Origin of the sequence: Myxococcus sp. AM009 (assembly GCF_013372605.1) — a bacterium.
GTDB classification, from domain to species: domain Bacteria; phylum Myxococcota; class Myxococcia; order Myxococcales; family Myxococcaceae; genus Myxococcus; species Myxococcus vastator.
This window is the reverse complement of record NZ_JABXEP010000156.1, coordinates 1-18,085: the sequence shown is the minus strand read 5'-3', so window position 1 is coordinate 18,085 and position 18,085 is coordinate 1. Positions and strand designations below refer to the sequence as shown.

The window sequence follows — 18,085 nt, the reverse complement described above, 5'->3', positions numbered from 1 at the left end:
GGCTCAACGGGGGCGTGGCGGGCGCGTATGCTGCCGGGCATGCGAATCCTCTACGGTGTCGTCGGCGAAGGCATGGGCCATGCGACGCGCTCCCGCGTCCTCCTCGAGGCGCTGACGAAGGAGCACGAGGTCCACATCGTCGTCTCCGGCCGGGCCCAGGACTACCTGGCCAGGCGCTTCCAGAACGTGCACGGCATCTGGGGGCTGACGCTCGCGTACGAGGGCAACTCGGTGAAGAAGTGGCAGACGGTGCTGCAGAACCTCACGGGCGCCGTGAAGGGCTGGCCGCAGAACATCCGCCAGTACTTCGAGCTGGTGGACGACTTCCGCCCGGACGTGGTGGTGAGCGACTTCGAGTCGTTCAGCTACATGTTCGCCCGCAACCACCGGCTGCCCGTCATCAGCGTGGACAACATGCAGGTCATCAACCGGTGCAAGCACGAGCCGGCGCTGCTGGCGGGCCACGAGGACAGCTACGAGACGTCGCGCGCCATCGTGAAGGCGAAGCTGCCGGGGGCCTTCCACTACCTCGTCACGACGTTCTTCTACCCGGAGCTCCGCAAGCGGCGCACCACGCTGGCCCCGTCGATTCTGCGCCCTGAAATCCTGGAGGCGAAGTCCGAGCCCGGCGAGCACCTGCTCGTGTACCAGACGTCGACGACGAACACGGCGCTGCCGGACATCCTCAAGGCCGCGGGCATCCCCTGCCGCGTGTACGGGCTGCGCCGCGACCTCACCGAGGACCTGGTGGATGGCAACCTCACGTACCGGCCCTTCAGTGAGCAGGGCTTCATCGACGACCTGCGCACCGCGCGGGGCGTGGTGGCCAGCGGCGGCTACACGCTGATGAGCGAGGCGGTGTACCTGCGCAAGCCAGTGCTCAGCGTGCCGCTGGTGGGCCAGTTCGAGCAGGTCATCAACGCGCTGTACCTGGAGCGGCTCGGGTACGGCATGTACGTGAAGGCGCTGACGGTGGACGCGGTGAAGGAGTTCCTGGCGCGCGTGCCCCGCTGCCAGCAGGCGCTCCAGGGCTACGAGCAGGACGGCAACACGCGGATGCTGGCCGCCCTGCGCGAGCAGCTGGCCCTGGCCTACGAGCACCGCGGCCACTGGGCCATGGAGTTGGCGCGGGACTGACCGTCAGTGCAGCGGCACCCCGGTCTCGTTGTTGCGCTCGGCCGCGCGCCGCGTCAGCTCGGTGAGCCAGGACTGGGTCAGCGGCGTCTCGCTCTGGCTGCCGGTGTAGCGGTCCTGGCTGCTGTCCTGGGGCATGAAGCGGTTGGCCCAGGCGGTGAGGGCGGCCGTCAGGTTGGGCGCCAGCGCGCGGCCCACGGCGGCCAGCTTCGCCGGTGCGCCCAGCACCGCCTCGGCGTCGCCCCGCCGGCACGCGTCCAGAATCGCGCGCGCGGACTGCTCGGCGCTCATCGAGGCGATGGGCAGTGAGTCCCCGGTGGCGAACCACGCGTACTCCGCCTCGTGGTTGCCCTTGAAGTAGGCGTTGCGCGGACTGCCCGTGCGCATCAGCCCCGGGCACACCGTGGTGACGAGGATGCCGTCCTGGCGCAGCTCCGCGCGCAGGCCGTCCGACAGGCCCACCAGCGCGAACTTGCTGGCCGAATACGGCACCAGGTGGGGGATGCTCACCTTGCCGCCCACGGAGGCGATGTTGACGATGCGCCCCTTCCCGCGCCGCTTCATCTCCGGCAGCACGGCCAGCGTGGTGTACAGCGCCGCCCACAGGTGCGTGTCCATGGCCTCCTCGAAGTCCTCCAGCGTCATGGACTCCAGCGGCCCCACCTGGATGACGCCGGCGTTGTTGATGAGCACGTCCACGGTGCCCCAGCGCTCGTGGATGGTGGAGACCATGGCCTCCACCTGCACGGGGTCTCTCACGTCGCAGGGGATGGCGTAGACGTCGCCGCCGGCGCGCTCCAGCTCCTCGCGGGCCCACGCCAGCGTCTGCTCGTCCCGGCCGCAGATGGCCACCCGGGCCTCTTCCTTCACGAGCTGACGCGCCAGCACCAGCCCCAGGCCGCGCGAGCCGCCGGTGATGAGGACGGTGCAGTCCTTGAACTGGATGCGGGAGCGGAGGATGCGGCGCAGGCCCAGCGCCGCGCCGATGCTGGCCGCGGCCATGGTGCCGAGCGAGAAACGGGACGAGTCAGAATCCTTGCGGCGAGCTGGCATGGTGGGCTCCTGGAGTCAGGGGGCGGGAGAGGGGGCCGCGGCGCTGGCCTGGACGAAGCGCTCCAGCACCTGCCGCGCGTGGTGGGACGCGTTCCGGCCGGAGAAGTGGTGGCGCAGCCGGCCGGAGTCCGCGTCGAACACCAGCCACGCGGGCGTGTCCGTCACGTCATAGGCCCGCGCCATGGAGCCGTCGTCCACGGCGATGGAGTGGTAGAGCCCGTGCTTTCGCGCGAAGGCCTCCACCGCGTTGGTGTCCCGCAGCTCCTTGTCGGAGTGGGTGACGTCCACGCTGATGACCTTCAGCCCGCGCGAACCGTGCTCCGCGAGGGTGCGCTTCACCGCGTCGATGTCCTCGTCAACGCCGCGCTGCCTGACGGTGAAGAAGTGGAGGAGGACGGGAACCTCATCCAGCTCCGAGACATGGACGGGCATGTTGATCCACCCCCCATCCGGGTCCAGCAGGGTGATGGGAATGTCGAGCGTGGGCATAGGGGCTCCAACGAGGCCTGGGTTCGGAGAGGACGCGACTCAAGCTAGGCACGCGTGGCCGCCTCCGGGCGGCGCTGGACGGCAGGCCGCGAAGCAGGCAGACACTCAGGGCATGCGCATCCCCGACTTCAAGCTGGAGCGGTACTTCGCGCGCTGGGAGTTCGCGGCGCCGTACCTGCTGTGTTCCTCGGACATCGAGGGCTGGAGGATGGGCGACTTGCTGGCGCTCGCCGGCCCGGACGAGCGGGCCCGCTGGGAGGGGCTGACGCTGGGCTACACCGAGTCCACCGGCCTGCCCGCGCTGCGCGAGGAGCTTGCCGCGCTGTACCCGGGGCTCTCTGCGGAGCAGGTGCTCACCTTCGCCGGCGCGGAGGAGGCGCTCTTCGTCCTGGTCAACGTGTTGCTGGGCCCCGGGGACCACGCCGTCGTCACCTGGCCGGGCTACCAGTCCCTGCACGAGGTGGCGCGCGCCACCGGCGCGGACGTGACGCTGCTGCGCCTGCGCGAGGAGGACGGCTGGGCGCTGGACCTGGAGGCGCTGCGCCGCGCGCTGACGCCCCAGACGCGGCTGCTGGTGGTGAACTTCCCCCACAACCCCACGGGCGCGTTGTTGGACCGGGCCACCTTCGACGCGCTGTGCGAGCTGTCGCGCGAGCGTGGCATCCACCTGCTGTCCGACGAGGTGTACCGGCTGCTGGAGTACGACGCGCGCGACACGCTGCCGCCCGCTGCCAGCCACACGCCGCACGGCATCAGCCTGGGGGTGATGTCCAAGGCCTTTGGACTGGCGGGGCTGCGCGTGGGGTGGCTGGCCTGCCGTGACGTGGAGCTCTTGCGGCGCTGCGCGGCCTACAAGGACTACACCACCATCTGCAACAGCGCGCCCAGCGAGGTGCTGGCACTCATCGCGCTGCGCGCGAAGGCGCGGGTGCTGGGGCGCAGCCGGGAATTGCTCGCGGCGAACCTCGCCCTGTTGGATGGCTTCTTCGCGCGGCACCCGGACACCTTCCAGTGGGTGCGCCCGCGCGCGGGCAGCGTGGCCTTCCCCAGGCTGCTGCGCGAGACGCCCGTGGCCCGCTTCACCGAGGACTTGCGCGAGCGCGAAGGCGTGCTGCTGCTGCCCGGGGACGTCTACGACTTCCCCGGCAACCACTTCCGCCTGGGCCTGGGCCGCACGAACCTGCCCGACGCGCTGGAACGACTGGAGCGCTACGTGGCTGACACATCGCGTTGACGCGGCCGTCTCGAATGTCACCTACCTGCGGGAATCCACAGGGGTGATGCGTTGCGTCAGTTCTCGCGCGCACTTCTAGATTTCCGTGATCTCGACCTTTTACACACCGCGCCTCTACAGTACGCCCCGCCGCCTGGTCCCCCGCCGGGTTGGCACCCCCTACACAGCGCTGGAGGCGCTCAACATGAAGAATCTCATCGGTACGGTCATTGTCGCCGCGACGATGCTGGCGGGCACGGAGGCCGCCGCGGCCAACTACACGCTGTGGATTCATGGCCGCAACGGCGGCACGACGCAGGCCGGCAACTACAACGACTTCAGCTATTGGGGTTCGGCGAGCGTCGCGGCGGGCGTGAACAAGAAGGCCGTCAACTGGGACGGCCGTGAGCGCATCGGCTCGCAGAACTACCGCATCCGCGACGCGCTGGACTGCTTCTGCACCGGCAGCAACTGGTGCTACGTCGCCGCGCACAGCGCGGGGAACCTCCAGATTGGCTACGCGCTGTCGATGTACGGCGGCTCGGTGCGTCAGGTGAAGAACGCGTCGCCCAACGCCAGCGGCGTGTGTGGCAACGCCAGCGGCGGCGCGACGCAGACGGGCTGGAACATCCGCTGGGTGAACGTCGCCTCGGGCGCGGGTGGCGGCAGCGAGCTGGCCGACATCGGCGAGTGGGCGGTGAACGAGCCGCTGGTGAGTGACTTGCGCACCACCACCGCGCGCTCCATGTACAACCACAACACCACGCGCAACGTGTGGTTCTACATGTTCGCGGCCGCCAAGGGCACGCTGTACTCCTTCGTGCTCCCGGGCCAGGACGATGAGGCGGTGGCGTACCACTCGACGGGCGGCGTGTCGGGCAGCGCGGGCAGCTCGCAGTGCAACCGCGGCGACTGGTTCTGCGGCGCCACCCTGAACCTGGGCACGGCGGCGAGCAGCGACGGGCGCGCGAAGTGGAGCTTCCACACGCTGGAGCTGCGCGACGACGGTGAGGCGTACAACCACTACGCCGGAGGCAACTGGGGTGGCATCATCGCTCCGGTTCGCCAGGACGTGGTCACCTACGCGTACTGAGCCCCTTCCACCGCAAGAAGCGACATGACTCCGACTGGCACCGTCTCCGTTCCCGCGTCCCGTGCGCGCCGCGCCTTGTGGGCCATTCCCCTCATCCCGCTGGTGCTGGGGGGCATGGGGTGGTGGTGGATGGACGCAGGTGCCGGCTCGGAGCCCTCTGGCGAGGACGGCGCGTGGCAGTCGTCCTCGCTGTCCGCGATGCCCGGCCCGGCGCCGCGGAAGTCGGGAGGCGGCATGGGCCCGCCGGCGGGGAGCGTGCCGGGCGTGGCCGTGCAGGACCCGGCTCGCGGGCCGGAGGAAGCGGAGCGGGCCGCGCGGCGCCAGCTGTGGGAGCAGCGGCTGGCGCGCGCGAAGCAGACGCTGGAGTCGTACATGAAGGCGACGCGCTATCCGCCGGAGTCGCGTCCCGCCAGTGAGCACCCGGACCAGATGGAGATGGCTGAGCCGGAGCGCACGCGCCCGCTGAACAAGGACGGCTCCGACATCCAGCTCCGGCTGAAGCAGGACCGCGTCTTCGTCGTCGGCGACGAGGTGGTGCACTTCTTCGTCGGCTGCGAGGACGCGCACCGCGTGCCCAGGCCCTGTCAGGTGGTGTCCGCCTCCGCGCACGAGGCCGAGCACATGCCCGGCGCGGGTGGCATGCCGGCGGTCCCCCTCCTCTTCTCCGACGACGGCGCCGCGGGCGACGCGCTCTCCGGAGACGGCACCTTCACCGGGCGCTTCCAGCCGTCGAAGCAGGGGTTCCCCATCTATTCAGGCACGCTGCGCGTGGACGTGCAGGTGCGCTCGGGGGGCGCGGAGGGCACCGCGTTCTTCGACATCATGTACACGCCGTCGCCTCCGGCGCTCTTCACCGGCCGGGTGCGGGAGGTGCTGGAGCAAGGCTCGCTTCAGCTCTACCTGGGGATTCAGGTCCAGAAGGCCGGACGGTACGTGGTGGCGGGCCGCGTGGATGACGAGAGCGGCATGCCCTTCGCGCACGTGTCCTTCAACGAGGAGCTGACGCGCGGCGAGCAGGAGGTGAAGCTCACCATCGCCGGCAACCTGGTGCTGGACGAAGTGCCCACCTTCCCCCTGAAGCTGCGCGACGTGGAGGGCTTCCTCCTCAAGGAGCGGGGGGACCCGGACCGGGAGCTGATGACGAGCTTGCGCGGGTACGTACACACCACGAATGACTATCCCGCAGCGTCCTTCTCCCCCGCGGAGTGGCAGAGCGAGGAGCGGCGGCGCTATCTGGACGAGCTGCACCGGGACGTCATCGATGCGCAGGCGCACCTCGACGACATCGGCCTGGAAGACGCGCCGCCCAGGCCGTGAGTGGCTCAGTCCCGCGGGTTCTCGGGCGCCGGCGCCTCGGCGGCGTCGGGGTTCGCCTCGGGCCGTAGCTGCGGCTCCAACGCCTCCGCGACCACTTCCACGCCCTGTGCGGCGAAGGTGGCGGCCACCGGCGCGCTGGCCGCCGCGGGGTTTGCGGAGAGGGAGCCCAGGACGCCCGCCACGGCGGCATCGTCCAGGGACGGCTCCTCCGGTGGCAGCAGGTCCAAGTCATTCGGGTCCGCGAGGAACTCATCCGGGCCCGCGGGGCTGATGGCCGGGTCCAGCGCCTGCCGCACGGCGAACTGCTGGCCGTAGGTGGCCGCGTAGGCGCTGCCCAGCGCGAAGCCCGCGGGCGCATCATCCACGCGCGCGTCACCGGCCGCGGCCGTCGTCAGGTCGGCGGGCGCGGCGTCGATGCCCGCGGCCTCGGTCGCGAAGTTCACCGGCGCGCTGGAGCTGGCGGCCGAAGCGTCATCGGCGCCAGCCGTGAAGAGGGCGTCTTCCGCGGCGTGCAGTCTCGGGGCCTCCTCGAAGATGTCCTCGAGTCCCAGCTCCAGCGGCGGCTCCAGGTCGGCCGCGGCGCCGGGGCCATTCAGCATGAACAGCACGTCCTCCGCTTCCATGGGCGTGGGCGCGGTGGAGGTGTCCCGGTTCTGCAGCTCCCACGCGGCGGCTTCCGGCGAGAGCAGGTCACTGCCCATGTCCTGGGTGCTGGCGCCTCGGAAGGAAGGCGGCCGGTGTGCCGCGCCACTCACGGACTCACGGGGCGCGCCGAGCGCGGTGGGGAGCTGCGAGCCCAGCAGCTGCGAATACCGCGGCGGGGCCGCTTCGAAGGAGCTCTCGCCAGCGAACACGCGCAGGTGCTCGGGCGCCTCCGCGTCCAGCGCGTCCACGTCCACACCCGCCAGCCTCGGCGCATGCGCGGCGAGCGACGTGTCCAGGTCATCCACCTCCGCCTGGAACTCGCTCTCATCGGCATAGCCACGCCGCACCGCGGGAATCGGCTGCAGCGGCTCGCGGGGCGTGAGCGGCGACACCGACTCCACGTTCGTGTCGAGCCGGGCGCGGGAGATGGCGCTGGAGATGCTCGCGGTGATGCGGCGGATGGACGACATCAAAGGCTCCCTGCGGCGCACACTCCGGGCCGCATCGGAATTGTCGCCTCATCACCGGAGAAGTTGCCAGGGAACGGGCCCGGGGGCCGGGCGGAGGTGTGGGGTCGCGACCCCACGCTCTGGGGGCTGTTGACGGGTGGAGGGCACTTGCAGCGTCTGCCAGTGGACGGGTGAGGGGTGGTTGTCAGGGCCCCGTGGCACTCCCTTCCCAGGAATCCCCAGAACCGGAGTATCCGTTCCATGCGTCCGTCGGGGGGAAGGACGCTGGCCTCCCACTTGCTGGTGGAAGGCCCGAGGAGGCAGTCATGAGAATGGACAGCGCGGGACAGACCCACATCGGTCGGCGGCAGCACAACGAGGATGCGTTCTGCGTCGCGCCGGAGCTGGGGCTGTTCGTCGTGGCGGATGGGCTGGGCGGACAAGAGGGGGGCGAAGTCGCCAGCCGGTGTGTCGTGGACACCTTCGTGGGCTTTGGCCTGCGCCTGGGACAGGACCGGGATTCGACGTGGCCCGCGGTGCCGGACCCGCGCCGCAGCCGTGAAGAGAACCTGCTGGCGGCGTGCTCGGCGCTGGCGCAGCGCAACCTCCAGGCGCAGCGCGTGGGCCGGCTGCGGGAGATGGCGTCCACCGTGGTGGCGTTGGCGGTGAGCGAGCACGGCGCGGCCGTGGCGCACGTGGGCGACAGCCGCCTGTACCGGCTGCGTGCCGGCAAGCTGGAGCCGCTCACGCGCGACCACTCGCTCATCGAGGAGCTCCGGGACGCGGGCATGGAGCCGCCGAAAGGCTCGGGCAACCTGCGTCACCTCATCACCCGCGCGCTGGGCACGGAGAACGCGGAGCCCACCGTGCAGCGGCTGTGGGCGGAGCCGGGCGACGTGTTCCTGCTGTGTTCGGACGGGCTCTACGAGCCGCTGGGGACGGAGGGCTTGATGAAGCGCCTGATGATGTCCTCTGCGCGCGACGTCTGTGACGCGCTGGTCGCGGACGCCTACGAGGCGGGCGGCAAGGACAACATCACCGCGGTGGTGCTGCGCGTCGCGGAGGCGTGAGGCGCGTCAGAAGCCAACGCCGAAGGAGAGGCTGGCGGAGGGCAGCCACGTGTTCGCGGGCTGGATGAGCTCGGGAGCGTGGGGCAGCCACGCCAGGCTGAAGTTGAAGTCGCCCACCAGCTCGAAGCCCGCGGCCAGCGGGTGGAGGAAGCGCAGCCCGAGTCCCCCCTCGGGCCCCGTCGTGGCCACGCGGCGCCGGTCGGTCCCCTTGAATTGGAACCCTGGGTCGTCGCGGCCCACCTGCGCCTCCGCGAAGCCCCCGGCGAGGAAGGGCTGGAAGGTGCCCCAGCGCTCCACGTCGAAGCGGGCCAGCCGCAGCTTGGCGCGGAAGTGCGCCACCTCCGGCTCGGGGTCGCCGTGCAGGAACCCACTGCCGGTGCCACAGCTCTCCAGGGACAGGAAGGCCACGGGGGACAACTCCAGGCACAGCTCCGGCCGGCCATTACCGTTCGCAGTGGAGCCCCCCACGCGCAGGTTGCCGAAGTTGCGCGCCGCGCGAGGTGGCTCGGCCTTCGCGCGTGCCTCTCCGGCGGCCTCCTCCGCGCGCAGTCCGCCAGGCGTGAGGGCAAGCAGGGCCAGGGCGGCTGGAATGGAGGGCGAGCGCATGCCCTGCACGCAACCGCGCCGCTTCCACGCCCGTCAATGCAACGCCAGGGTGAGTGTCTTTGACCCCGCATGTGTCGACGACAAAGACGTAGGCGCACGACCTCGGTGTAGGTCTCGCTTTGAGTCTCACGAGACAGGCCTCCGGGTCATTCCTGCCACCTGTTGTTCCTCGCTCAACAGCAGGGCGCTATCGCGGTAGGCTGGCCGTCCCCCCACTGGGTCCCCCCGCCCATCCCCTGGCCTTGTAGCGAATGACGCACAGCCTTGCCGCGCGCCTGACCGCAGCGCTCTCTCTTGTCATCCTCTGTCTCTCCACGTTGAGCGTCGCGCTCACGGGCGTGTCGCTGCGGACGTGGTCGCACGAAGCCGTCACGTCCCGTCTGGCGCAAGACGAAGCCGCGTGGAGCCGCGTCCTGTCCCAGGAGGTGAAATCGCTGACGGCCCTGGCCCGGGTCGCCGCGGCGAGCACGTCCTTGCGGACAGTGCTGTCGAGCGGCCCCGGGGTCGGGGAGCATCTCGAGCCCTCGCTGCGCGGGCAGCAGTCGCTCCTGGGCGTGGACCTGCTGCTCGCGGTGGACACCGAGGCGGGCGTGCGCGTGGGCACGCCACCCGGTGCGCTGTCGGGGATGGAGGCTTTGGTGAAGGAGGGCGGCGCGCGCATCCTCCTGGTGGATGCGGTGCCCTATCAGGCCGTGGCGCAGCCCGTGACGACGACCGAGGGCCGCACCGTGGGGTACGTGGTGGTGGGGCGGGCCCTGGGCGAGGTGGAGCTCCAGGCGCTGCGTGACGAGCGCGGCGTGGAGGGCGTGTTGACCGTGAGCGGGGAGCCGGTGGCGCACGCGCTGAGCACGGTGCCTGACGAGGCCTTGCTCGCGGCGCTGGAGGGGAAGGGCCGGCCGGACGAGGTGTCGGTGAAGGGCGTGTCGTTGCAGCTGCGTCGGGTGGAGATGGGGTCGGGCGTGGAGCTGCTGCTCACGCGTGACGGCGGGAAGGAAGCGGAGCGGTTCCGCGCGTCGATGCTGCTCGTGGTGCTGCTGGGCATCATCGTCACGGCGGCGGCGGGCACGGCCATCTTCCTGCTGGTGCGGCGGATGATGGAGCCGCTGCGTGAGCTGACCGTGGCCACCACGCGGGTGGTGTCGGAGGGCGACTTCCGGGGCGCGCTGGAGGTGCGCTCGAAGGATGAGATTGGCCAGCTCGCCGGTTCGTTCTCGGAGTTGATGTCGCAGCTGCGCGAGCTGTTGATGGCGCTGCGCCATTCGGCCGAGCAGCTCGAGACAGCGTCCACCCAACTCACCGAGTCCGCGTCCGTCCAGAACGAGGCGGTGTCGCAGCAGGCGGTGGCGCTGCATGAGACGCAGCTGGCGGCGCAGCAGCTCCAGGAGGCCTCGCGCGCGGCGGCGCGGCGCGTGGATGTCATCCTGAAGGAGGCGGACAAGGCCAGTGGCTTTGGCGAGGCGGGCGAGGCCGCGGTGTCCGGAAGCGTGGGCGGGCTCACGCACATCCGGTCGCACGTGGAGCAGATTGGCCGCACCGTCGCGGAGCTGCACCAGCGCACGCGGCAGGTGGGCGACATCACCCGCACGGTGAAGGACCTGGCGGACCAGTCGAACGTGCTGGCGCTCAATGCCTCCATCGAGGCGGCGCGCAGCGGTGACTCGGGCCGCTCCTTCGCGGTGGTGGCACGGCAGATGCGGTCGCTGGCGGACCAGTCCGCGGGGGCGACCACGCGCGTGCAGTCCATCCTGAGTGATATCGGCCGGGCCATCTCTCAGACGGTGAGCACGAGTGAGGGCGGGGCGCGCGAGGTGGAAGGTGGCCTGGAGCAGGTGCGCGCGGCGGGCGAGAGCCTGCGCTCGCTGGCGGGCATCATCCAGAGCAACGGCAAGACGGTGCGCAGCATCGCCGATGCCGTGAGCCAGCAGGACGCGGGCATCGCGGAGCTGTTCGCCGCGCTCAGCTCGATGGCCGACCTGGCGGACCAGATTGTCGACCGGATGGCCGCGAGCGAGCAGTCCGCCATCCAGCTCTCCGCGGCGTCCGCCGAGCTGAGCGCCATCGTCGGCCGGTACCAGCTCTAGCGCGTTTATCGGCCGGTGGCCCGCGCCTGGGCCGCCGCGCCCGTGGGCTTCGTCTGGCCCGAGCGCGCGTTGCCGCCGCCCGCGCTCACCCAGCCGCTGGAGGCAGGCTCATCGGGCGCCGTCAGGTCGAAGGCGCGGATGCTCATCCGCTGCGTCCAGTCATTGCTCGCATCCCAGTTCGTCCAGGCCCCCAGCACCACGCGTCCCCGGTGCAGCGCGGGCGGGGTGATGTACGGCGCCTTTCCCAGCAGCGCGCAGGCGGACAGCTCGTTCCCATCCGGGTCCAGCTCCCGCAGGAACGAACCGAACGCGGCGTCATCACCGGCGCAGGCGTGCTCGCCGCACGTCTCGTCCACCGGCCGGTCCACCAGCAGCAGCGAGCCACGCTGGGTGAGGAGCGGTGACATCGGCCAGGTGCCCACGGCCCGGTGCCAGCGCACCGCTCCGCTCGAAGGGTCCAGCCCATAGAGGAACGTGCCACCCGGATGCGTGGTGGTGGGGCAGCCCTCGCTGGCGCACCGCATGTCTGGCAGGACGAGGAGCCGGTCCGCCTGCATCGCTGTGCGGCCGAACGTCGAGCTGGAGCGGCCCAGCGAGTAATAGAAGGACTCCGCGGAAGCAGTCGCCAGCGTGGCGACGGGCGCTCCCGTGGCCGCGTCCGCCAGCTCCGCGCGGCCCAGCATCAACGTCCCGCCGTCCACGGCCGAGGGCTCGAGCACGCCCGCGCGCTCCGTCCGCCAGCGGAGGTGCCCATCCGCCGCGTACGAGAAGAGCTCTGTCCGCTGCTCCAGGACGTCCGAGGCGCCGCCATAGACGTTGCCCTCCGTATCCACCACCAGCGGAGCATGGACGGGCGGCACGGGCGCCCTCCACGCCACCGCGCCCGTGTCCGCGTGCACCGCGACGAGCAGGTCCTCTGCGCCCACGTCTCCAAACGTGTCGTGCACCAGCGCAACGAGATAGGGCGGGCTGAGCACGAGCGATTCGATGCGAAGCGCATGGTGCGCCCGCGGGTCCTCGTCCTTCACGGCCCCCAGCGACACGCTCCAGCGCTCTTGTCCGGTGGCGCTGTCCCGCGCTGAGAGCAGGGCGAGCCGGCCCGTGACGAAGAGCTGTCCCTGTGCCACCGTGTGAACGCCCCAGGCGCCAGGGGGCGGAAGGTCGCGCCGGTAGCGCTCAATCCCCTCAGCCGTGACGGAGACGAGCTGACACGCCAATTGGCTCGGGTCCTTGTCCACCCAATAGCTGCTCTCGCACTCCGTCCAGTAGGTGTGCCCGTCCGAGTCCATGGTCCCCCGGAAGTCCACCGTGAGGTTCCACGCGGCGTCGTAGCTCCACGCGAGTCGCGCCGTGCCCTCCGGTCCGGAGCACGCCGCTGAGGTCGCCGGGGGCGGCACCTGCGGCTCCGGCGTGGGCGCCTGCGGAGCGGGCAGCTCCCCACCGGGGGTGGGCGTTGGCGTCACCTCCGTGGGGGGCTCCACGGTGGGCGCCGCGCCGTCCTCCACGGACGACGAACAGCCCACCCACAGACACGCGCCCAGCACCAAGCTTCGCAGTCCACTCACGCCCGCCTCCCGATTGCCGGCCACCGCGCGGCCTGGCGCCGAGGTGGCCAGCCACAGTGGGGATGGGATTCCCGCTGCGCAACACACCCGGCCACGGGTGGCGGCCGGGCAGGCAGTCAGGCGGAATGGGAGTGAAGTCTCAGCCTGGCTCGCCGCCGTCGATGGCGTACGCCGTGCCGGTGATGCCGCCCGCCGCGTCCGACGCGAGGAACAGGCACAGGGCGGCGACTTCCTCCGGCGTGATGATGCGGCCCATGGCGTTCATGGACGCCAGGGCCTCGCGCGCCTGCTCCGCGCTGCGGCCCGTGGAGGCGCTGATGGCCGAGGTCGCGCCGGCGAACATGTCCGTCTCCACCCAGCCCGGATTCACGATGTTCACCGTGACCTGCTTCTTCGCGTACTCCACCGCGAGCGCGCGTGTCAGGCCCAGCAGCGCATGCTTCGACGCGCAATACGCGGACGTGTACTTCACGCCGCGCACCGCGGCCATGGAGCCGATGTTGATGACGCGTCCACCGCCCGCCTGGGCCATGGCTGGCATCAGCTCGCGGCAGAGGAGGAAGGGCGCCGTCACGTTGACGGCCATGACGCGGGCCAGGTCCTCGGTGCGCGTCTTCGTCAGGGGCGCGGAGACGGTGATTCCCGCGTTGTTCACGAGCACGCGAGGAGGCCCCTCGGCGAGGATGCGCTGGCTCGCGGCGACCAGCGCCGCTTCGTCGGCCACGTCCACCGCGAGCGGCCGGATGCGCTCGCCGCCTTCCTGCCGGAGCGACTCCAGCGCCTCCGTCGAACGCGCCAGGGCCCACACGTCATGGCCCGCCTTCGCGAAAGCGAGCGCCACCGCGCGGCCAATGCCGCGGCTGGCGCCCGTTACCACCACCGTCTTGGAGGTTGTCGTCATGAGGCCAGCCTAGCGCCGGGCCCTCACGCTGGCAGCAAGACGCGCCAAGGCCGCGTGGCGCTGAGCGCCACGGGCCTCATCGCCACCCTCCCCAGGTCCACGAGGGAAGGGGAGGGTGGGAAGACGCGGGTGTCCGGCTCAGCCGTCCTGGGCTTCGTCGCCGCTGGCCTTCGGCTCGGCCGGGGCTTCGGACGCGGTCTCGGCCGGGGCCTCGGACGCGCCTTCGGGCTCGGCAGAGGCCTCGGACGCGCCTTCGGGCTCGTCGGACAGCTCGGGCGCGGTGCCCGCCGCCTCGGCGGCCTGCTGGGCCTTGAGCTCCTCGTCGTTCATGAAGCCGACGGGGTTCTCCTTGCGGTTGAAGAAGCGCACCGACTTCTTCGACAGCGCGAACATCTGCTCCGCCGCCGACGCAGGCACCAGCGAGTGCTCGATTTGCGCGGGCTCGGGGCGCTCCACCACGCCCAGCTCGCCCTCCTCGAGCTGCTTCGCCTGCGCCGGGCTCAGCTCCAGCCGGCGCAGCTTGCCCTTGCGGGTCATGAAGTAGAACGTCGTCTCACCCGCCTCGACGGGCACCTGGGAGCCCAGCACCAGCTCGCGCAGGGCGCGGTCCAGCTCCACCTGCCGCTTGGACTCGGCGCGCTGGTAGGCCTTGGAGCCCGGCATGGGGGGCAGCTTGGGGATGGCCCGCTCCGGCGCCGCCGCGGCCGGCCGCCCGTGCTGGGGACCTCCGCCGTGCCGGGGGGGGCCCCCGAAGCCGCCGCCGGGACGTCCGCCGCCCTCGCGACGGCCGGCGTCACGGCCGCCACTCGGACGGCCTCCACCCTCGCCTCGGGGTGGGCCGCCTTGTGTCCGGTTGTCATCACGGCGGGGAGGCGGACGGTTGCCGCCTGAACGGCCGCCCTCCTGGGGTCCGGGCCGCCGGGCTTCCGCCTGGCTGGGCTTCGTCTCCACCTTCTTGGCCTCTGCCTCGGTGACGAGGCCCGCCTTCAATAGCTTGTCGCGCAGGTTCTGCATGAGTTGGGCGTTCTATCCCTTGCACGGCCGCACGCAAGCCACTGCTTGCCGCTGGTGTATGCCCCACGTAACTTGCCGGCCCTGTCGTACCCTCCCGGAGGAGTCGTGAGCCGTCTGAAGAAGTCCGCCTTCACCCTCGCCGTGGCGCTGGCCGCCGCCGGCTGCTCGGACCCGGTCGACAAGGCGGCCAAGGCACGCATCTTCTCGCCGGAGGACCCGCCCAAGGTGGTGGCGTCCGCGAAGGAGAACCTGCCCCCCGAGGACGTGGCGGACAACCCCCAGGTGGCGCGCCGCATCCTGGGCATGGACGCCGCCGAGGTGACCGAGCGTCTGGGCCCCCACCGCTACCAGGCGACGCTGGGGTACGAGTGGACCTCCGAGGCCTCCATCCCCGTGAAGCTCACCGAGACGCGCACCTTCCACGCCGGTCCGGGCGGGGTCAGCGGGGACTTCCACGGCGTGCTGGAGAACTCCCGGGACCAGGGCCTGGAGGTGATGCGGGTGGCGGGGCAGGTGTTCGCCCGCAACCGGTACGGCCCCTTCCGCCAGCGCCTGCGCGACCGCGGCATGGCCGAGCGCACCCGCGCGGAGCTGACAGGCGCCATCCGCGACTTCGACAGCCTCTTCCAGGGGCGCATCAAGCTGACCCCCGAGGGCACCGTCACCCATGAGGGCCGCACGGCCTGGCGCTACGTGGTGACGCTGGCCCCCGCCGCCCAGGCGGACGCGTCCCGGCCCTTGCCGCCCATGCCGCAGGTCAAGAAGGGCGGCGCGGACGAGACGACGGTCCGCCGGGCCAACTTCTTCGCCCACCGCCTGCCGCGCTCGCTGGACGGCGAGGTGCTGGTGGACTCCGCCACCTCCGTGGTCCTCAAGGCCCGGCTGGACGGGCGCATGGGCGTGCCCGGGGACAAGACGCCCGAGGCGGCCGAGCTGCGCCTGACGCTGGAGGCCGCCCTCTCCGAGGTAGGCAAGGACCCACGGCTCCAGCCGCCCGAGGACTTCCTCCCGGACGCGGACAAGCCCCAGGGCATCGCGGACGCGCTCGACACCTTCGGTATCCAGCGCAAGAAGCCCACGGACTCGGACGAGGCCAGCCCGGCGGCGGCCCCGGAGCCCGAGGACGAAGAGGGCACCTGACGGGGTTCCGGCGTCCTTTCGGGCGCTGTTTCCCGGTGAACGGCTGGCCGGGACTCCGGGGTATCCCGGACGGGGGTGGAGGGGTCGGCGCTACATCCCGGCAGCGGGATGTTGGAAGAAAATTTGCGCTGACCCTTGCGTCCTCTAGAATCCTCGACGGTTGCGGCCCGGACGCGTCCGACATGCTCGGATGTTCAGCGGGGCTTCACAGCAAGGGAGCGGCGATGGAGCGCAAGGTCGGAAGTAGCACGGTGACGGCCAAGGAGGTCAAAGCGGCGCTGGAGAAGACGCGTACGCTGTCGGCCGAAGAGGAGAAGGTTCTGCGCATGCGCCACGGTGCTGGCGCTTCCAGCACCCGCGCACCGCTGCCCCGTGCCGCCGGTGACAACCAGGAGCTGGGCGACGAGCTGCTCCTCATCGAGATGCAGCTGATGAAGGCGATGCGCGCTCGCGCGGGTGCCAAGCCCGTGGCCACCGCCAGCAGCAAGCCCGTCGCCGCCACGCGCGCGCGGGATGCCGCCGCCAACCCCACCAAGGACAAGATTGTCCGGGCGCTCCGCAAGAAGAAGTAGTCGTCTCGCGGGTATCCCCTAGCGGTTGAGGATGGCCACGAGGCGCTCCCCGGCCTCGGGCAACGCCAACGGCGTGCCCGACGTCTCCGTGGCCAGTCCTTCCGCATCGTCAGTGCCCCCACGCGCGTACAGCCCCTTCAACCAGGCGGCTGCCATGGGGTTCCGCCAGTAGTCCTCGTTGAACCGCTCCGTGAGGCGCGCGGTGAGCTGGGTCTCCAGGGCCCAGGACCGCAGGTAGTGCGCCACGTAGAGCTGCGGGTCCACGTCGTGGAGGAAGAAGCCGTGGTGGGGCTCGACGAAGAGCGCGTGGCGCTGCCCGTCGGCGTATTCGTCCGCGCGTTCCGTGGAGGCGCCCCGCTGCGTCAGGGACAGCTCGTAGGTCAGCCTGGCCGCGTGACGCCGCAGCAGCGTGAGGGCCTGGAAGGCGGCCAGCCGCACCGTGTCCCGCGCGGCCAGGGTGGGCAGTCCCAGGTAGCGCTTGAGCCATTCGGGGGACAGGAGCAGCCGCTCGAAGACGGCGGCGTGGGCCTCCGTCACGGACGCGTCGCCCAGCCGGCGCAGTTCCATGGGCAGCGTGTCGGAGACGTGGGCGCGGTGCTGCGCGTGGCCCATCTCATGGAGCAGGCCGGCCAGCCCGTCGATGCCGCCGCGAGGCTGGAGCACCAGGCGGATGTCCTCCGGCACGCGCACCACGGCGACGAAGGGGCGCGGTGACTTGCCGGGCCGGGCCTCGTCGTCGATGCGGATGCGGCCTCCGGCGTTGGGCGTCAGGCCCCACTCGCCCAGCCAGCGCGCCACGGCGGGGAAGGCGTCCTCGCGCCGGAAGAAGCCGTCCATCCACGGGGCCTGGAGCGCGGCCTGCAAGTCATGCCTGCGGGCCTCTCCGCCGGGCAGCGGACGCAGCAGCGGGTCCACCTTCTTGAGGACGTAGGCGAGCACGTCGCGGTAGGCGTCCTCCGTGCGCGCGAGCAGCTTCGCGGCGGACTCGGCCAGCCTTGCGAAGTCGATGCCGGTGACGTCCTGGCGCAGGGCGGCGTAGCTCTTCGCGCCCAGCTGCTCCGCGGTGTGCAGCGCCGCGTCGCGCCGGTCGCCGTAACGGGTGCGGTGCTGCCAGAGGAACTCGCCGGTGGCGCGCTCCAGCAGGGCGCGGCGGGCTCGTGCGGGCTCGTGGGGAATGCGGCCCAGCGCCTCGCCGAAGGCGTAGGTCTGGTCGTCCACCATCAGCCGGGCCTGGGCCTCCAGCGAGGCAATGGCCTCCACGTGACGGGCGGCGAGCGCGTCCTCGACGTGCGAGGCCACCAGCTCGCGCACCAGCCGGATGCGGCGGACGGTGAGGGGCTCGTTCTTCGACTGGGCCTTGGCGAGCGCCTCGTTGGCGGCGGCGAAGGTGTCCGGAGACGACAGCTCGGGGAAGGAGGCGTGGAGCTGGCTGGGGGAGACCTCCAGCGCGAGCCCGGCGCCGTGCCGGTAGTGCAGCGTGGCGAGCTCGGCGAGGAAGTCGTCCAGCCGCGTACGGACGGAGTGCAGGGGACGGTCCATGGGGGCGCGGAAGGTAACAGGAAGCGGGCGGCGCGAAAGGGCGATGCGCGCGTAGAGTGCCGCCGCATGACATCTGCGGTGGACACAGGGCTGGGGGCCGGCGTGCCGGAGCGGGGGGCGCACGGCGCGGGCGCATGCGCTGGGGTTGTCGGCCCGGTGGGCGAGGTGGCGGCGGCCAACTGGCACCGCTTCGGCGATGAGGAA

General features: G+C 71.4%; 16 protein-coding genes. 8 read left to right on the top strand and 8 right to left on the bottom strand.

Annotated features, from left to right (window positions below):
• Positions 1–27 precede the first annotated feature (27 nt).
• The gene (locus HV824_RS29095; protein ID WP_176416085.1) at positions 28–1,137 is read left to right on the top strand and encodes an MJ1255/VC2487 family glycosyltransferase; all 1,110 of its coding nucleotides are present in this window, start codon (positions 28–30) and stop codon (positions 1,135–1,137) included.
• Positions 1,138–1,140: 3 nt separating this feature from the next.
• On the opposite strand, the gene HV824_RS29090 is transcribed toward HV824_RS29095, so the two are convergent.
• Both HV824_RS29090 and HV824_RS29085 read right to left on the bottom strand, forming a co-directional pair.
• Complete coding sequence (locus HV824_RS29090; protein WP_176416086.1) at positions 1,141–2,187, bottom strand: SDR family oxidoreductase; 1,047 nt, start codon at positions 2,185–2,187, stop codon at positions 1,141–1,143.
• Positions 2,188–2,202: 15 nt separating this feature from the next.
• On the bottom strand, positions 2,203–2,676 hold the full coding sequence (locus HV824_RS29085) for a TlpA disulfide reductase family protein (protein WP_176416087.1): 474 nt from the start codon (positions 2,674–2,676) through the stop codon (positions 2,203–2,205).
• Positions 2,677–2,788: 112 nt separating this feature from the next.
• Between HV824_RS29085 and HV824_RS29080 the strand changes: the two genes are divergently transcribed.
• The 3 genes from HV824_RS29080 (at position 2,789) to HV824_RS29070 (ending at position 6,299) form a co-directional block, all read left to right on the top strand.
• The gene (locus HV824_RS29080; RefSeq protein ID WP_176424726.1) at positions 2,789–3,910 is read left to right on the top strand and encodes an aminotransferase class I/II-fold pyridoxal phosphate-dependent enzyme; all 1,122 of its coding nucleotides are present in this window, start codon (positions 2,789–2,791) and stop codon (positions 3,908–3,910) included.
• Between the two features lie 184 nt (positions 3,911–4,094).
• Positions 4,095–4,982: a hypothetical protein gene (locus tag HV824_RS29075; RefSeq protein ID WP_176424725.1), complete on the top strand. Its 888-nt coding sequence runs from the start codon at positions 4,095–4,097 to the stop codon at positions 4,980–4,982.
• Positions 4,983–5,006: 24 nt separating this feature from the next.
• A complete protein-coding gene (locus tag HV824_RS29070) occupies positions 5,007–6,299 on the top strand; it encodes a choice-of-anchor X domain-containing protein (RefSeq protein ID WP_176416090.1) in 1,293 nt (430 codons plus the stop codon).
• Positions 6,300–6,304: 5 nt separating this feature from the next.
• On the opposite strand, the gene HV824_RS29065 is transcribed toward HV824_RS29070, so the two are convergent.
• A complete protein-coding gene (locus HV824_RS29065) occupies positions 6,305–7,414 on the bottom strand; it encodes a hypothetical protein (protein WP_176424724.1) in 1,110 nt (369 codons plus the stop codon).
• Positions 7,415–7,719: 305 nt separating this feature from the next.
• Between HV824_RS29065 and HV824_RS29060 the strand changes: the two genes are divergently transcribed.
• Positions 7,720–8,463 carry a PP2C family serine/threonine-protein phosphatase gene (locus HV824_RS29060; RefSeq protein WP_176416092.1) on the top strand — a complete coding sequence of 248 codons (744 nt, stop codon included), beginning with the start codon at positions 7,720–7,722 and terminating at the stop codon, positions 8,461–8,463.
• A 6-nt stretch (positions 8,464–8,469) separates the two neighbouring features.
• Here the strand turns inward: HV824_RS29060 and HV824_RS29055 are convergent, their stop codons facing one another.
• The gene (locus tag HV824_RS29055) at positions 8,470–9,069 is read right to left on the bottom strand and encodes a hypothetical protein (protein WP_176424723.1); all 600 of its coding nucleotides are present in this window, start codon (positions 9,067–9,069) and stop codon (positions 8,470–8,472) included.
• Between the two features lie 251 nt (positions 9,070–9,320).
• Here HV824_RS29055 and HV824_RS29050 point away from each other — a divergent pair, with 251 nt between their 5' ends.
• Positions 9,321–11,150, top strand: coding sequence for a methyl-accepting chemotaxis protein (locus HV824_RS29050; RefSeq protein WP_176424722.1), 1,830 nt, complete (start codon positions 9,321–9,323; stop codon positions 11,148–11,150).
• 5 nt (positions 11,151–11,155) lie between these two features.
• On the opposite strand, the gene HV824_RS29045 is transcribed toward HV824_RS29050, so the two are convergent.
• The 3 genes from HV824_RS29045 to HV824_RS29035 all read right to left on the bottom strand — a co-directional run bounded on the left by HV824_RS29045 (position 11,156) and on the right by HV824_RS29035 (position 14,630).
• Positions 11,156–12,715 carry a PQQ-binding-like beta-propeller repeat protein gene (locus HV824_RS29045; RefSeq protein WP_368738122.1) on the bottom strand — a complete coding sequence of 520 codons (1,560 nt, stop codon included), beginning with the start codon at positions 12,713–12,715 and terminating at the stop codon, positions 11,156–11,158.
• Positions 12,716–12,854: 139 nt separating this feature from the next.
• A complete protein-coding gene (locus HV824_RS29040; protein WP_176416096.1) occupies positions 12,855–13,616 on the bottom strand; it encodes an SDR family NAD(P)-dependent oxidoreductase in 762 nt (253 codons plus the stop codon).
• Between the two features lie 138 nt (positions 13,617–13,754).
• On the bottom strand, positions 13,755–14,630 hold the full coding sequence (locus tag HV824_RS29035; RefSeq protein ID WP_176416097.1) for a DUF2058 family protein: 876 nt from the start codon (positions 14,628–14,630) through the stop codon (positions 13,755–13,757).
• A gap of 105 nt (positions 14,631–14,735) precedes the next feature.
• Between HV824_RS29035 and HV824_RS29030 the strand changes: the two genes are divergently transcribed.
• Together HV824_RS29030 and HV824_RS29025 are read left to right on the top strand one after the other, a co-directional pair.
• Positions 14,736–15,770 carry a hypothetical protein gene (locus HV824_RS29030; protein ID WP_176416098.1) on the top strand — a complete coding sequence of 345 codons (1,035 nt, stop codon included), beginning with the start codon at positions 14,736–14,738 and terminating at the stop codon, positions 15,768–15,770.
• A 224-nt stretch (positions 15,771–15,994) separates the two neighbouring features.
• Entirely contained in the window at positions 15,995–16,342 is a 348-nt protein-coding gene (locus HV824_RS29025; RefSeq protein ID WP_163787377.1) for a hypothetical protein, read from the top strand.
• Positions 16,343–16,360: 18 nt separating this feature from the next.
• Here the strand turns inward: HV824_RS29025 and HV824_RS29020 are convergent, their stop codons facing one another.
• Positions 16,361–17,881, bottom strand: a complete 1,521-nt coding sequence (locus HV824_RS29020) for a peptidase M3 (RefSeq protein ID WP_176424720.1) — start codon at positions 17,879–17,881, stop codon at positions 16,361–16,363.
• Positions 17,882–18,085: the final 204 nt, after the last annotated feature.